The 15,508-nt window shown below is 45.0% G+C and carries 12 protein-coding genes; 9 read left to right on the top strand and 3 right to left on the bottom strand.

Translation table 11 applies throughout. From position 1 onward, the window contains the following. Positions 1-11: 11 nt before the first annotated feature. The 5 genes from cysN to cysE all read left to right on the top strand — a co-directional run bounded on the left by cysN (position 12) and on the right by cysE (position 4,734). Positions 12-1,424, top strand: a complete 1,413-nt coding sequence (gene cysN, locus ACXABW_RS01055; RefSeq protein ID WP_457523600.1) for a sulfate adenylyltransferase subunit CysN — start codon at positions 12-14, stop codon at positions 1,422-1,424. 194 nt (positions 1,425-1,618) lie between these two features. Beyond that, positions 1,619-2,053 (top strand): rhodanese-like domain-containing protein, encoded by a 435-nt coding sequence (locus ACXABW_RS01060; protein ID WP_252029084.1) that lies wholly within the window; start codon positions 1,619-1,621, stop codon positions 2,051-2,053. A gap of 148 nt (positions 2,054-2,201) precedes the next feature. Beyond that, the gene (gene secB, locus ACXABW_RS01065; protein WP_252029085.1) at positions 2,202-2,672 is read left to right on the top strand and encodes a protein-export chaperone SecB; all 471 of its coding nucleotides are present in this window, start codon (positions 2,202-2,204) and stop codon (positions 2,670-2,672) included. 127 nt (positions 2,673-2,799) lie between these two features. After that, a complete protein-coding gene (gene gpsA / locus ACXABW_RS01070; protein ID WP_457523602.1) occupies positions 2,800-3,855 on the top strand; it encodes an NAD(P)H-dependent glycerol-3-phosphate dehydrogenase in 1,056 nt (351 codons plus the stop codon). Positions 3,856-3,912: 57 nt separating this feature from the next. After that, a complete protein-coding gene (cysE, locus tag ACXABW_RS01075; protein WP_252029087.1) occupies positions 3,913-4,734 on the top strand; it encodes a serine O-acetyltransferase in 822 nt (273 codons plus the stop codon). Between the two features lie 124 nt (positions 4,735-4,858). On the opposite strand, the gene ACXABW_RS01080 is transcribed toward cysE, so the two are convergent. The 3 genes from ACXABW_RS01080 to argE form a co-directional block, all read right to left on the bottom strand. Continuing rightward, positions 4,859-5,398 (bottom strand): PadR family transcriptional regulator, encoded by a 540-nt coding sequence (locus ACXABW_RS01080; RefSeq protein WP_252029088.1) that lies wholly within the window; start codon positions 5,396-5,398, stop codon positions 4,859-4,861. Positions 5,399-5,947: 549 nt separating this feature from the next. Beyond that, positions 5,948-8,581 (bottom strand): phosphoenolpyruvate carboxylase, encoded by a 2,634-nt coding sequence (ppc, locus tag ACXABW_RS01085; protein WP_457523605.1) that lies wholly within the window; start codon positions 8,579-8,581, stop codon positions 5,948-5,950. Between the two features lie 276 nt (positions 8,582-8,857). Next, positions 8,858-9,994 carry an acetylornithine deacetylase gene (gene argE, locus ACXABW_RS01090; protein ID WP_457523606.1) on the bottom strand — a complete coding sequence of 379 codons (1,137 nt, stop codon included), beginning with the start codon at positions 9,992-9,994 and terminating at the stop codon, positions 8,858-8,860. 167 nt (positions 9,995-10,161) lie between these two features. Between argE and argC the strand changes: the two genes are divergently transcribed. From argC to argH, 4 genes are all read left to right on the top strand, one after another. Next, complete coding sequence (gene argC, locus ACXABW_RS01095; protein ID WP_457524928.1) at positions 10,162-11,166, top strand: N-acetyl-gamma-glutamyl-phosphate reductase; 1,005 nt, start codon at positions 10,162-10,164, stop codon at positions 11,164-11,166. Between the two features lie 66 nt (positions 11,167-11,232). After that, the gene (argB, locus tag ACXABW_RS01100; RefSeq protein WP_252029091.1) at positions 11,233-12,024 is read left to right on the top strand and encodes an acetylglutamate kinase; all 792 of its coding nucleotides are present in this window, start codon (positions 11,233-11,235) and stop codon (positions 12,022-12,024) included. A gap of 116 nt (positions 12,025-12,140) precedes the next feature. After that, positions 12,141-13,361 (top strand): argininosuccinate synthase, encoded by a 1,221-nt coding sequence (locus ACXABW_RS01105; RefSeq protein WP_252029092.1) that lies wholly within the window; start codon positions 12,141-12,143, stop codon positions 13,359-13,361. A gap of 229 nt (positions 13,362-13,590) precedes the next feature. After that, positions 13,591-15,465, top strand: a complete 1,875-nt coding sequence (argH, locus tag ACXABW_RS01110; RefSeq protein ID WP_457523608.1) for an argininosuccinate lyase — start codon at positions 13,591-13,593, stop codon at positions 15,463-15,465. The last annotated feature ends 43 nt before the right edge of the window (positions 15,466-15,508 follow it).

A 15,508-nucleotide genomic window follows, 5' to 3' on the forward strand; every position in this document is an offset into this window, starting at 1 on the left:
GGAATAATACGATGTCTCATAGTTCTGAGCTAATCGCGCAAGATATTGAAGCGTATCTAAAAGTTCATGAAAACAAAGACCTTCTTCGTTTTTTAACCTGTGGTAATGTTGATGACGGCAAATCGACACTGATCGGTCGTCTTCTATTTGATAGTAAGCTTATTTATGAAGATCAGATGGCTGCTATCGAAAAGGACTCTCAAAAATTCAATACCACTGATGAAGAGTTTGATCTTGCCTTATTGGTTGATGGCCTACAGTCGGAGCGTGAGCAAGGTATTACTATCGATGTTGCTTACCGCTACTTCTCGACCGACAAGCGTAAGTTTATCATTGCCGACACTCCAGGGCATGAGCAGTACACTCGTAACATGGTAACGGGTGCCTCGACTTGTGATCTTGCTATCGTGATGGTGGATGCTCGTCACGGTATTCAAACTCAAACTCGCCGTCATAGTTACATTTGTAGCCTGTTAGGTATTAAGCACATTATCGTTGCTATCAACAAAATGGATTTGATGGATTACAGCCAAGATGTGTATCAAAAGATCAAATCTGATTATCGTGAAATGGCTGAAAACTTCGATATCGACGACATTCGTTTTGTACCCATTTCGGCACTGAAAGGCGACAACGTAGTAACACCAAGTGAGCAAATGGATTGGTATCCAGGTGCAACGTTGATGAAGCTGTTAGAAACGGTAAAAATTGACCAAGATAAAAATCTTGAACATATGCGTTTCCCTATCCAGTATGTGAACCGTCCAAATTTAAACTTCCGTGGTTTCTGCGGTACGCTAGCATCTGGTCTCGTTCAAGTTGGCGATGAAGTCACGGCTTTACCATCTGGTAAAACATCTGTGGTGAAGAGCATCTATACTCATGATGGTGAACTGAAACAGGCTCAGCCAGGGCAGGCAATTACTCTGACCTTGGAAGATGAAATTGATGTGTCGCGCGGTGATATGCTAGTTCATACTGGGCATGAACCAACGGTGACGAGTAAGCTAGATGCTCACATTGTATGGATGGACGATACGCCGCTTCGCACTCATAAAGAGTATATTTTCAAATTTGCCACTAAGTCCTGTACGGGTAAAGTTTCTGAACTGAAACACAAAGTGGATGTGAATACGCTCAAAGAGCATGCTGAAGGCAGCGAAACGTTAGATCTTAACGAGATTGCTCTTACTAACGTATTTTTGACAGACAAAGTTGCGGTTGATGAGTATCGTGCTCTGCCTCAAACGGGCTCGTTTATCGTTATTGATCGCTACTCAAACGTTACGGTTGGTGCTGGTATGGTCAGCTCAACTTCTGTGGCAAATGAGCAGGGTGCTCAGCGAGAATATTCATCAGCTGAAAAAGAACTTAATGCGTATATTCGTAAGCATTACCCTGAATGGGGTTGCCAAGAATTATAACATCATTGACAATCATTGAATCTTATTTGGGTTTAGTGGTTGTATTGTGTTTTTGATGTAACTACTCGGTAGCCTATAGCTTACACCCCTTATCCTCGCTATACTCCTTGTCTGAATTTATTGAGCCCACAAGCTTTAAGGCTTGTGGGTCTTAGCGGAACGTATTAACGATAAACATTGCAAGAGCACAAGATATGCAAGAGTACATTGAGTTTTTCCAACAGAATATGATCCTATCTTTGGTATGGGTTGGTCTTTTTATCGCTCTAATTATGAGCATTGTTAAGTCGTCTACAGCGGCATATAAAGAAATTACAGCGTCTGAAACTACGCTATTGATGAACCGTGAAAACGGTGTAGTAGTGGATATCCGCTCGAAAGATGAATTCAAAAAGGGTCACATTACCGATGCGGTTCACATTTTGCCTTCAGATATTAAAGCGAATAACTTGGGTAGCCTTGAAAACCACAAATCAGACCCAATCATCGTTGTATGTAAAACAGGTCAAACTGCTCAAGAGAGCGCTAACCTATTAGCGAAAGCTGGCTTTGAAAAAGTAAACCTACTGAAAAACGGTTTGGTTGCTTGGAATGAAGCTAATCTACCTCTGGTTCGCGGTAAGAAGTAATTCTTTCGCCAACGCTTTGCCTAAAAAGGCAGCGCTTAACTGAGAGAGATGTGACGCTTTGCACGTAATAGCGGTTTAACCTAGTCAAGGTATGATCTCTCGGTTAGGCTCAAGGCAGATTTAGTAAACAGAATTTAAGGATTTAACAATGGCTGAAGCAGCACCACAACAAGAAGCACAAAACTTCGCAATTCAACGTATCTTCCTAAAAGACGTTTCTTTCGAAGCGCCTAATTCACCAACAATGTTCCAAAAAGAGTGGAACCCTGATGTTAAGCTAGACCTTGACACTCAAAGCCGTGAGCTAGGTGAAGGTACATACGAAGTCGTTCTTCGTTTGACTGTGACAGTGAAGAATGCAGAAGAGACTGCTTTCCTATGTGAAGTTCAACAAGGTGGTATTTTCACTGCAGATAAAATGGAAGCAGGCCAACTGGCTCATTGTCTAGGTGCATTCTGCCCTAACATTCTATTCCCATACGCACGTGAAACTATTTCAAGCCTAGTTGTTAAAGGTACGTTCCCTCAACTAAACCTTGCGCCAGTAAACTTTGATGCATTGTTTATGAACTACCTACAGCAGCAAGCAGCTCAAGGTGAAGGCCAAGCTGAAGCGTAATTTGGACACAGTCCTAGGCGCTATTCGTTGGCGTTACTACTAGTAAATAAAATGCACAAAGCATCTTCATTACGGTGCGATGTGCATTTTTTGTTTTTATCTTTATGATTAGTTATCGGGCGGAACAATGACACAATCCAATCAACCTCATGCACAAAACGCTGACAGTGTTTACGGAAAAGAAGTCACAATGTCGGTAATCGGTGCAGGTTCTTACGGCACTTCCCTAGCGATTTCTTTGGCTCGTAATGGTGCGAATGTTGTTCTATGGGGACATGAGCCAGGGCATATGAGCAAATTAGAAGCTGACCGTGCTAACCACGAGTTTCTGCCAGGCATCGACTTTCCAGAATCGTTGATTATTGAATCAGATCTAGCCAAAGCTGTGTCTGCGAGCCGTGATTTGCTGGTGGTAGTGCCAAGCCATGTATTTGGTATTGTATTGAATAGCTTGAAGCCTCATCTTCGAGAAGATACCCGCATCTGCTGGGCGACCAAAGGTCTCGAGCCGGAAACTGGTCGCTTGCTTAAAGAAGTGGCTCATGATGCTATTGGTGAAGGTTATTCACTTGCAGTACTTTCGGGACCAACATTTGCCAAAGAATTAGCGATGGGCATGCCCACTGCGATTTCTGTTGCCTCTCCAGATGCTGAATTCGTTTCTGATCTACAAGAGAAAATTCACTGTAGCAAAACTTTCCGTGTCTACGCCAATAATGACTTTATTGGTATGCAATTGGGCGGCGCAGTGAAAAACGTCATCGCAATCGGCGCCGGTATGTCGGATGGTATTGGTTTTGGTGCTAATGCTCGAACTGCGTTAATCACCCGTGGGTTAGCTGAAATGACACGTTTAGGCGCGGCTTTAGGTGCCGAACCTGAAACTTTTATGGGGATGGCTGGCCTAGGTGATCTAGTTTTAACCTGTACTGACAATCAGTCGCGTAACCGCCGCTTTGGTTTGGCGCTTGGCCAAGGTAAAGATGTCGATACTGCTCAAGAAGAGATTGGCCAAGTGGTTGAAGGGTATCGCAATACCAAAGAAGTGTGGCTGCTGGCTGATCGTATGGGTGTGGAAATGCCAATCGTCGAGCAAATCTATCAAGTGTTGTATCAAGGAAAAGACGCCCGTTTAGCGGCGCAAGATCTATTGGCTCGTGACAAAAAGTCTGAAGGCAAGTAGATTGGGAAGTGCGCGAGTCAACTTAGTTATGTCAGGCTCGCGATTAGGGAAGAATAAATGAAACATTGCGAAAAACAGAAAGTATGGAAAGCGATTGTTCGTGAGGCGAGAGAGCAATCTGAACAAGAGCCAATGTTGGCGAGCTTTTACCATGCGACCATCATCAAGCACGATAGTTTAGCCGCAGCGCTCAGCTATATTTTGGCGAACAAACTGAAGACCGCTTCAATGCCAGCTATGGCGGTGAGAGAAGTTGTTGAAGAAGCGTTTGCCGCAGATCCATCTATTACCGAATCTGCTGCTTGTGATATCTGTGCAACGGTTAACCGTGACCCTGCGGTCGCAATGTACTCTATGCCGCTGTTGTACCTAAAGGGTTACCATGCTCTGCAAGGTTACCGAGTTGCAAACTGGTTATGGAAACAAGGCCGTATTGCACTGGCTACCTATTTACAAAACCAGATCTCTGTAGCATGCCAAGTGGATATTCACCCTGCTGCGCGAATTGGTAAGGCGATCATGCTCGACCATGCGACAGGTATTGTCATCGGTGAAACGGCAGTGGTTGAAAACGATGTGTCTATTCTTCAGGATGTCACATTAGGTGGTACCGGCAAAGAGTGCGGCGATCGTCACCCAAAAATCCGAGAAGGCGTGATGATAGGTGCAGGGGCGAAAATACTTGGCAATATTGAAGTTGGTGAAGGTGCCAAAATTGGCTCTTGCTCCGTTGTCCTTCAACCTGTACCCGCTCATACCACAGTTGCTGGTGTGCCTGCTAAGATTGTTGGTCGTCCGAAAACGGATAAACCGTCATTGGATATGGATCAGCAGTTTAATGGTAAATCACAAAGCTTTATTGGTGGTGACGGAATCTAAACTGATACCGAGCTGTATACTTAAAGAGTTAGCGTTTTCGCTAGCTCTTTTTTGTTTCAGGTAAACCTTTTGATTCCAATAAAAAAGGCTGCCAATTGGCAGCCTAACTTTTGATTATTGTCATTTAAGACAGTGCATCAAGTTCTGTAAGTGTTTCTTCTGCCCAAGTGATCCAAGCTTGGCGAAGCAGCAGATTGCGACGAAGCGTTAAGCGCTCTAAACGCTGCTGCTTGTCTAGAGTAGCTGGGGTCGCATAGTAAGCTGTTTCAATTTCTTGATAGTGTGATACTAGCTTACGAGACTCTTCAACTAGCTCTGAAAGTTGTGTTTTAAAAGGTGCAGAGGCTTGAACGGCACAAGCCATGAGCTTAGCTGAAAACTCATCACGTACTGTTGGGTGAGCTGTAGGTTGGTCGAACCATTCACCAAGAGCGCTGCGCCCTGAATCAGTGATTGAATAAACCTTACGGTCTGGTTTGCCTTCTTGAGGCTCTAGTACACAGGTGACAAGCTCATTTTGAGCCATTTTGTTAAGCTCACGGTACACTTGCTGGTGGCTAGCTTTCCAAAAGTAACCAATGCTCGCAGAGAACTCTTTAGTAATGTCGTATCCGGTAGCATCACGAGTGCTTAAAACGGTTAGGATAACGTGTGGTAATGACATGTCTTCAATCCAAATGATCAATGATGCCAGTATCAAAAGTAACGAAGAGTATTGGAGGCGGATATCTTTTCTAAGCTAGGCTCAAACTTTCTAAGCTAGGTTTAAAGTAGATAAGGTACGTTCAATACATGCCAGATCGTTTCTATTGAGTGGCACAAATAAAACAATTTTGCTTAAGCGTTAAATGCACTTCTGTGGTGCTTATTTAGTTTCGTTGCTTGAAGCAATACCAACTTTATATTGTCGGTTCTGTCACCTTGGTTAAGCCGTATGTCACCTAGAGTGAGTACCTAGAGAGGTATCTAAGCTACGAGTTATGGGTATTAATTTGTTCTCGTAGTGGAGCAGTAGTATATCTAAATAATAAGCATAAAGTGGAATAGATGGCCAGTTTTGCCTAAAAAGCTGACAAAAAACTCAATAGTGGTTTTGTTATGGTTGATAGTACTGGTTTTGTGGGATCTTTTGTCTGGTTTTTGAATTTAAAATGAAGTGTTGAGCAAATTGGCAGATGAATAAAAAGTATCCATCTGCCAATTGAGCAGGCTGTTAGCCAGTATTTCGCATACCTGCGGCAATACCAGCAATCGTAACCATGAGTGCTTCTTCTAATTCAGGTGAAGACTCCTCATTTTGTCGAGTACGGTACAGCAGTTCTGCTTGTAGCATGTTCAATGGCTCAACGTAGATGTTACGCAAACGAATAGACTCTAGGCCCCATGGGTCGCTTTGCATTAGGTTCTCGTTGTTTTCCACATTCAATACAGCTTTGATGTCCTTTTGCAATTGATCACGTAGACGATCACCCAGTGGAAGTAATGGCTCATCAACAAGGCGCTCATCGTAGTAACGTGAAATCTCCATGTTACACTTGGTATATACCATCTCCAGCATGCCTAAGCGAGTAGAGAAGAACGGCCATTCACGACACATTTCTTCCAGCAGCGCTTGATGTCCTTTATCGACAGAGTATTGAATCGCTTCACCAGCACCTAACCATGCAGGAAGAACAAGACGGTTTTGACTCCATGAGAATATCCATGGGATTGCACGTAAACTTTCTACGCCACCTTTTGGATTACGCTTCGCTGGGCGAGAGCCCAATGGAAGTTTACCAAGCTCAAGTTCAGGAGTGGCTTGACGGAAATATGGAACAAAGTCCGCTTCACCACGCACTACGCTGCGGTAAGACTCACAACTAACTTCAGATAGCACGTTCATTAGATCGCGCCACTCTTGTTTAGGCTCTGGTGGTGGCAGTAAGTTTGCTTCTAAGATTGCACTTGCGTACAAGCTAAAGCTGTTGACTGCCACTTCTGGTAAGCCAAGCTTGAAGCGAATCATCTCACCTTGTTCAGTAACACGTAGGCCACCTTTCAAGCTCTTTGGTGGTTGAGAAAGTAGTGCTGCATGAGCTGGCGCGCCACCGCGACCAATTGTGCCGCCACGGCCATGGAATAGAGTCAGTTCTACCCCTTCGTCTTCAGCAACTTTAACTAAGGATTCCATCGCGTGGTATTGAGCCCAACCCGCAGACATTACACCGGCATCTTTCGCTGAATCAGAGTAGCCAATCATGACCATTTGATGATTCTGAATAAAGCCACGGTATAGGTCGATACCCATTAGCTGTTTCACTACCGATTCAGCATTGTTGAGGTCATCCAATGTTTCGAACAGAGGACATACATCCATGCGGTAAGGGCATCCAGATTCTTGCAGGAGTAAGTGAACTGCAAGGACATCGGAAGCAGTGCGAGCCATCGAAATCACATAGGCACCAAAGGCTTCACGTGGTTGAGCAGCTACGATCTTACACGTATCTAGTACTTCCTTAACAGCTTCAGAAGGTTCCCAGTCGCGCGGGAGCAGTGGGCGCTTGGAAGCCAGCTCGTTAGTTAGGAAGGCAACTTTGTCTTGCTCACTCCACTGATCGTAGTCGCCGATACCTAGGTAGCGAGTCAACTCTGACAATACATCGGAATGTCGGGTGCTTTCTTGACGGATATCGAGGCGAACCAGATGTACGCCAAACGCTTTGATACGGCGCAGAGTATCGAGCAACGAGCCATCGGCAATGATGCCCATGCCACACTCATGCAGCGATTGGTAACACGCGTATAGAGGTTCCCAAAGCTGTTCAATTTTTTGTAGTGGCGCTTTCACTGCCAGTTTTTGGCCGTGAATCTTCGCGTCTAGAATATCTTTGGTTTCTGTGAGGAGGGCACGTAACTCTTTCAATACCGCACGGTAAGGTTCATGCTCATCTTCACCAGCAAGCGCGCGTACCGCGTCGTTGCATTGTGTCATCGACAGTTCGCTAACGAGTTCATTGATATCGTTTAGGTAAAGGTCTGCCGCTTTCCATCTCGAAAGTAGCATGACTTCGCGTGTGATGGTGTGAGTGACAAATGGGTTACCGTCGCGGTCACCACCCATCCAAGATGAGAAGTGAACAGGTCGTGCGTCAATAGGTAGCCCTTCACCTAGGTAGCCTTCTAGGCGTTGGTCGAGTTCACGTAGGAAATCTGGAACCGCTTCCCACAGTGAATTCTCAACCACAGCAAATCCCCACTTCGCTTCATCAAGTGGTGTAGGGCGCTGTTTACGAATAGTGTCGGAGTGCCAGCTTTGAGCAATCAATTGTTCTAAGCGTCGCTCTGTTTTACGGCGTTCTTTTTCTGATAAGTCACCCAGCTCTAGTTTTGAAAGGCACTTATTAATCTTCACTAGTTTGTGAATCATTGTGCGACGAGTAATTTCAGTTGGGTGCGCAGTAAGTACCAACTCAATGTTAAGGTCGCGAACGGCCCGAGCGGTGTCTAGTTTGCTGATGTCTTGCTGGCTTAGCTTTGAGAACAGCGTGTTTAGCGCATCGGGTTCACAAACGTTAGCATCACAGTGGCGAGAAATTGTGTGGTATTGCTCGGCCATGTTGGTCAGGTTGAGAAATTGGTTGAATGCATGAGCAACTGGGGTGAGCTGTTCATTCGGCAGGCTTTTGATTTCTTCAATCAAGCTGTCGCGATCTTGTTGATTGCCTGCGAGGGCGGACTTGGAAAGTTTACGAATGGTTTCTACTTTCTCTAGAAGTACGTCACCATGTGCATCCTTGATGGTGTTGCCGAGCAAGTGTCCTAGCATGCTCACATTGCTTCTAAGAGCGGAGTATTTCTCGTTCATTGTCATCCTGCCTTGTAAAAAAATTACATCCAATGTTCCTTGTTAAGTACACAATCTAGCGAAAAGTGTTGTATGGAGTCAAATAAAGCCGTCTAAGATTGCATTTATTATGCAAGTGAGTGTTGATAAGCTTTTGAAGCAGTTAGTTTTATTGATATTGAAATTTTATTACAAGGAGTGAAGGGCGTTTTTAGCTCAGGAGAAAAAGTTGAAGTGGCTCGAAATAAGTGTAGAGAAAGGATGAGGCTGACAGCAAAGCATCAGCCTCACTGAATTCTAGAAGCAATATTTATGCATCGCCTTGGAAAGAATATCTATGGTTGGGTCGATAAACTCAAATGATAAGAACTCATCAGGCTGGTGCGCTTGGTCAATTGAACCTGGACCTAAAACGAGAGTCGGGCAAAGCTGCTGTAGGAACGGTGCTTCCGTACAGTAGTTCACAGTTTCGGAAGGTGTTTGACAAATTTGCTCTACACCACCGATAAAGGGGTGGTCATGTTGACACTCATAACCTGGAATTGGTTCATGCAGTGGCGTAATAGAGAGTCGCCCCGGCCATTTCGCTTCGACTTCTTTGAGTGCGCCGCGCAGCATATTGTCTAATCCATCTAAGCTGATCCCTGGTAATGGACGTACATCGTAATGCAGTTCACAACAACCACAGATGCGATTAGCGCTATCACCACCATGAATGTGGCCAAGGTTGAGAGTTGGACTGGGAATGGCAAACCCAGGGTGGTGATACTCTTTAATTAACTTGTCTCTGAGCTGCATTAAGGCAAATAGGACTTCGTGCATGATCTCGATAGCATTAACACCTAGCGCTGGATCTGAGGAGTGTCCTGATTTCCCGGTGACGCGTACAGCATTCGCGACATGACCTTTGTGGCCACGAATAGGGACTAGGCTGGTCGGCTCACCGATGATGCAGTAGTCAGGTTGAAACGGTGCATTTTCGGTAAAGTGACGAGCTCCCAGCATAGTGGTTTCTTCGTCACACGTCGCGAGGATATATAAAGGCTTAGTTTGTTTGCTCCAATCGACTTTCTTCACCGCTTCAATAATAAACGCAAAGAAGCCTTTCATGTCAGCTGTGCCTAAACCATAGAATTTGTTGTCTGATTCAGTCAGTGCATGTGGATCGAAATTCCAGCGGCCTTCGTCGAATGGCACAGTATCACTGTGACCTGCTAACAGTAACCCTCCTTCACCCGAGCCTTTTTTCGCAATTAAGTTGTGTTTTCCCGGCTCAACCTCAGTAACGGTTACCTCGAAGCCAACGTCTTTCAGCCAAGTCGCTAACTTTTCAATGACCTGTGCATTGCCTTCATCCCAGCTAGGATCGGTAGAACTGATGGATGAGGTTGAAATTAGGCCTCTATAGACCTCAAGAAAACTTGGTAATTGCATATTATCTTCACTTCTACTGTTGACAGAAATACCTTAAGAAGGTAAAACACATATTAAATCATAATTAATGAATAAAAAATCAAAATAAAGCGGTTTTTTAAAATTAATAGTCATTTAATTAGTGTTGTTTACTTAAGATTTGGATGCCTTAAATGTTAAAAGCTGAGATGCTAAAAACCACAATTATCGGCGCTAGCGGCTACACCGGAGCTGAGCTAGCTGTAATGATACATAAACACCCGCAACTTACGCTATCAGGTTTATATGTGTCCGCCAATAGTGTTGACGCAGGAAAAAGTATTGCTCAGCTGCACGGTAAGCTATCGGGTGTCATCGATACTCCTGTCCAGCCTTTGATTGACGTGAAAAAAGCGGCGCAAGAATGCGATGTGGTTTTCCTAGCTACAGCCCATGAAGTCAGCCATGACCTCGCTCACGTTTTTTTAGAGCAAGGTAGCCAAGTGTTCGACCTGTCAGGTGCGTTCAGAGTTAAAAGCGACAATTTCTATCAAGAATTCTATGGTTTCGCGCACCAGCACGAAGCATGGTTGGATAACTCTGCTTATGGATTGGCGGAGTGGAATGCTGAAGCGATTAAACAGCACCAGCTGATAGCGGTACCGGGTTGCTACCCAACGGCGTCGCAGCTTGCTATTAAGCCTCTAGTTGAAAAGGGGCTGCTAGACCTAAATCAGTGGCCTGTGATCAATGCGACCAGTGGAGTATCCGGCGCAGGGCGCAAAGCTTCGATGACCAACAGCTTTTGTGAAGTGAGCCTGCAAGCTTATGGCGTATTCAATCATCGTCATCAGCCAGAAATTGCGACTCACTTAGGGTGTGATGTGATTTTCACGCCGCATTTAGGCAACTTTAAGCGTGGTATTTTGGCGACAACCACGATGAAGTTAGCGAAAGGCGTGACGGCAGAGCAAATTGCACAAGCATTTGAAAGCGCATACCAAGATAAGCCGGCAGTGCGTCTTATGCAGGGAACTCTGCCGACCATTCAAAATGTGGAGCAAACACCATTTTGCGATATCGGTTGGAAAGTGCAGGGCGAGCACATCATTGTCGTCTCAGCGATTGATAATTTATTGAAAGGTGCGTCAAGCCAAGCAATGCAATGTTTAAACATTCGTTACGGTTTTTCAGAGCTAACCGCTTTGCTGTAATCAATGCAGAAAATAGTGTGAAAAGTAACGTTGTGATAAGTAATAAGCGACAGTAGGGATTAAGAAATGACAAGTAGTAAGCAGAATCCATTAGTGATCAAATTGGGCGGTGCTGCATTATCGTGCACCGATACACTTAGCCAAGTTTTTGGTGCTATCGCAACTTATCAACAACAAGCTCAACGACGAATTGTCATCGTGCACGGTGGTGGCTACTTGGTCGATGATTTAATGGCCAAGCTTCAGTTAGAAACTGTTAAAAAAGATGGTTTACGTGTGACACCTTACGATCAAATCCCAGTCATTGCAGGTGCCTTAGCGGGCACAGCTAACAAGCTACTTCAAGGTCAAGCGATCAAAGATGGCTTAAATGCGGTGGGCCTTAGCCTTGCAGACGGTGGATTGTGCCACGTAGAAGAGCTTGACCCAGAACTTGGTGCGGTAGGTAAAGCGACGCCAGGTAATTCACAGGTACTTCAGGCAATTTTAGCTAGCGGTGCACTGCCGATTATTAGTTCAATTGGTTTAACGAATGAAGGCCAACTAATGAATGTGAACGCCGACCAAGCTGCAGTTGCCGTTGCAGGTGCTTTGGATGCTGAGTTGGTTCTACTGTCAGATGTGAGTGGTGTATTGGATGGTAAGGGCCACCTAATTACTAGCCTAGATGCACAGCAAGCAGAACAGTTGATTCAGGGCAAAGTCATTACTGATGGCATGATCGTAAAAGTTTATGCAGCGTTAGAAGCCGCTAATGATCTGGGCCGACCAATTGAAGTCGCGACATGGCGCTACCCTGAAAAACTGACTCAGCTATTTGCAGGAGAAAGCATCGGTACTCAATTTGTACCCGCTTAAATTAGTGAAAAGAATAGAGTTCGTTGGCAGTATGCCAGCGAGCAAATAAAGAATAGTAATGGAAGTAACCCGAGCACTGACCGCCAAGCGCAGCGCAGGGAATTTGGAGAAAGAAAATGAGTAAAGTTCAAGTTAATAAAGTAGTTGTCGCATATTCTGGCGGTCTGGATACCTCAGTAATTATCCCGTGGCTAAAAGAAAACTACGATTGTGAAGTTGTCGCATTCGTTGCGGATGTTGGCCAAGGTGCTGAAGAGCTAGAAGGCATTGAAGAGAAGGCGAAAGCATCTGGTGCATCTGAGTGTTACATCGCTGATCTTAAAGAAGAGATGGTTGCAGAGTATATTTACCCAACTCTAAAAACAGGTGCTTACTACGAAGGTAAATACCTACTAGGTACCTCAATGGCTCGTCCAATCATTGCTAAAGCACAAGTTGAAGTAGCGCGTAAAGTTGGCGCAGATGCATTGTGTCACGGTTGTACTGGTAAAGGTAACGACCAAGTGCGTTTTGAGGGTGCATTTGCAGCTCTGGCTCCTGACCTACATGTGATTGCCCCTTGGCGTGAATGGGATCTTGTTAGCCGTGAAGAGTGTCTGGATTACCTTGCTGAGCGCAACATCCCATGTACCGCATCTCTAACTAAAATTTACTCTCGTGACGCAAATGCGTGGCATATCTCTACTGAAGGTGGCGTTCTAGAAGATACTTGGAACGCGCCAAACGATGATTGCTGGGCTTGGACGGTTGACCCTGAGCAAGCGCCAAACGAAGCCGAATACGTAACACTGAAAGTCGAGAAAGGTGCAGTTGTCGCTGTGGATGGCGAGACAATGACGCCATATAACGCTCTCGTTTACCTAAACGATAAAGGTGTGAAACACGGTGTTGGTCGTATCGATATCGTGGAAAACCGCCTAGTAGGTATGAAGTCTCGTGGTTGTTACGAAACTCCTGGTGGCACCATCATGATGGAAGCACTGCGTGCAGTAGAGCAACTTGTACTGGATAAGACAGCGTTTGAATTCCGTGAAGAGCTTGGTGTAAAAGCTTCTCACCTTGTTTACGATGGTCGTTGGTTCACTCCACTATGTAAGTCAATCCTAGCCGCTTCTGAAGAGCTGGCTCAAGACGTAAACGGTGAAGTGGTTGTGAAACTGTATAAAGGCCAAGCGACAGTGACTCAAAAGCGTTCGGACAACAGCCTGTACTGTGAAGAGTTTGCAACCTTTGGTGAAGATGAAGTTTACGATCAAAGTCATGCAGAAGGCTTTATCCGCCTGTACTCTCTATCAAGCAGAATCAGAGCGCTAAATGAAGTAAAGAAGAATAAGTAATTATTCTGAACAGCAGAAAGAAAACAAAGCCCGCTAGTCACCTAGCGGGCTTTTTGTATCAAATGCATTTAAATTTGCCTTTGTTGAATAATTATGTGAAATAAGTGAATTTTTACTTTGTTTTTATCTTGAATTGAGGTAAGTTTGAACCATACCAAAAAAGGAACTGATTCCAATCAGCTTCCATCATTGCAAAAGCAATGAATTAAGAGCAATTAGGAGAGACACAATGGCATTATGGGGCGGTAGATTTACCCAAGCAGCAGACACAAGGTTCAAAGATTTCAACGATTCACTTCGCTTTGATTACCGACTGGCTGAGCAAGACATTGTGGGCTCGATTGCCTGGTCTAAAGCACTTCAGTCTGTTGATGTACTCACCGAAGAAGAGCAGCAGAAACTAGAGCTAGCGCTTAATGAACTTAAGCTTGAAGTGATGGAAGACCCAAATCAGATTCTACGCTCTGATGCTGAAGATATTCACTCTTGGGTTGAGCAGCAACTGATTGGTAAAGTCGGAGACCTAGGTAAAAAACTTCATACTGGTCGCTCGCGTAACGATCAGGTGGCGACAGACCTTAAACTTTGGTGTCGTCAGCAAGGTCAACAACTTCTTATTGCTCTTGATCGTCTGCAATCTCAAATGGTTTCGGTTGCAAAAGAGCATCAGGGTACGGTACTTCCAGGCTATACCCACTTGCAACGTGCTCAACCAGTTACCTTTGCTCACTGGTGTCTAGCGTATGTTGAAATGTTTGAACGTGATTACTCGCGTTTGAATGACGCGATTAAGCGTTTAGATACTTGCCCACTTGGCAGTGGTGCTTTAGCTGGTACTGCTTATCCAATGGATCGTGAAAAGCTCGCTCATAACTTAGGCTTCCGCCGTGCGACACGTAACTCATTAGATTCAGTTTCCGACCGTGATCATGTGATGGAGCTAATGTCGATTGCTTCTATCTCTATGTTGCATTTATCTCGTCTAGCGGAAGATATGATTTTCTACAACTCAGGTGAATCAAACTTCATTGAGTTAGCCGATACCGTGACGTCTGGTTCATCGCTGATGCCGCAAAAGAAAAACCCAGACGCGTTAGAGCTGATCCGTGGTAAAACGGGCCGTGTTTATGGCTCTCTTGCTGGCATGATGATGACTGTAAAAGCGCTGCCATTGGCTTACAACAAAGACATGCAAGAAGACAAGGAAGGGCTATTTGATGCGCTTGATACTTGGAATGATTGTATGGAGATGGCTGCACTGTGTTTTGACGGTATCAAGGTGAACGGCGAACGTACGTTAGAAGCGGCGAAGCAAGGCTATGCGAATGCGACAGAGTTGGCTGACTACTTAGTCGCGAAAGGTATCCCATTCCGTGAAGCGCACCATATTGTCGGTGTTGCTGTGGTAGGGGCCATTGCTAAAGGTTGTGCGCTAGAAGAATTGTCGATTGAAGAACTGAAAGAGTTCTCTGAAGTGATCGAATCGGATGTTTACGACATCTTAACCATTGATTCTTGTTTGGAAAAACGTAGCGCTCTTGGTGGTGTATCGCCTAAGCAAGTGGCTTACGCAGTAGACCAAGCAGAGAAGCGCCTGGAAACCAGAGACACACTCGCGGTAAAAGTGCGTTCGGCGCGTTTAACGGATATTGAATCCCTAGAAGGCATGGTGACCTACTGGGCGAATATGGGTGAAAACTTACCACGTTCTCGTAATGAGTTGGTGCGTGATATTGGCTCGTTTGCCGTCTCTGAGCATCATGGTGAGGTAACGGGTTGTGCATCACTCTACGTTTACGACTCGGGCTTAGCTGAAATTCGCTCCCTTGGAGTCGAGGCGGGTTGGCATGGTCAGGGCCATGGTACTGCTATCGTTCAGCACCTAGTCGAAAAAGCGCGTCAAATGGCCATTAAGAAAGTGTTTGTTCTAACTCGTACGCCAGAATTCTTTATGAACCATAGCTTCTTGCCGACGTCTAAGAGTTTGCTACCAGAGAAAGTACTTAAAGATTGTGAGCAGTGTCCTCGCCAGCATGCATGTGATGAAGTCGCACTGGAAATTAATTTAATTGAGAAACTGATTGCTAAGGTAGAGGTTGCGTAACCTGCTGTAAGCTAAGGTGAATTGTGGTTCTCAAAAAAAGATC

It is taken from the genome of Vibrio paucivorans, from assembly GCF_054053395.1.

Bases quoted from the DNA above. Each gene is read 5' to 3' on its own strand.
- argB (WP_252029091.1), top strand. From the start codon at position 11,233: ATGACAAGTAGTAAGCAGAATCCATTAGTGATCAAATTGGGCGGTGCT.
- gpsA (WP_457523602.1), top strand. From the start codon at position 2,800: ATGACACAATCCAATCAACCTCATGCACAAAACGCTGACAGTGTTTAC.
- cysN (WP_457523600.1), top strand. From the start codon at position 12: ATGTCTCATAGTTCTGAGCTAATCGCGCAAGATATTGAAGCGTATCTA.
- argC (WP_457524928.1), top strand. From the start codon at position 10,162: ATGCTAAAAACCACAATTATCGGCGCTAGCGGCTACACCGGAGCTGAG.
- ACXABW_RS01080 (WP_252029088.1), bottom strand. From the start codon at position 5,398: ATGTCATTACCACACGTTATCCTAACCGTTTTAAGCACTCGTGATGCT.
- ppc (WP_457523605.1), bottom strand. From the start codon at position 8,581: ATGAACGAGAAATACTCCGCTCTTAGAAGCAATGTGAGCATGCTAGGA.
- argH (WP_457523608.1), top strand. From the start codon at position 13,591: ATGGCATTATGGGGCGGTAGATTTACCCAAGCAGCAGACACAAGGTTC.
- ACXABW_RS01105 (WP_252029092.1), top strand. From the start codon at position 12,141: ATGAGTAAAGTTCAAGTTAATAAAGTAGTTGTCGCATATTCTGGCGGT.
- ACXABW_RS01060 (WP_252029084.1), top strand. From the start codon at position 1,619: ATGCAAGAGTACATTGAGTTTTTCCAACAGAATATGATCCTATCTTTG.
- argE (WP_457523606.1), bottom strand. From the start codon at position 9,994: ATGCAATTACCAAGTTTTCTTGAGGTCTATAGAGGCCTAATTTCAACC.
- secB (WP_252029085.1), top strand. From the start codon at position 2,202: ATGGCTGAAGCAGCACCACAACAAGAAGCACAAAACTTCGCAATTCAA.
- cysE (WP_252029087.1), top strand. From the start codon at position 3,913: ATGAAACATTGCGAAAAACAGAAAGTATGGAAAGCGATTGTTCGTGAG.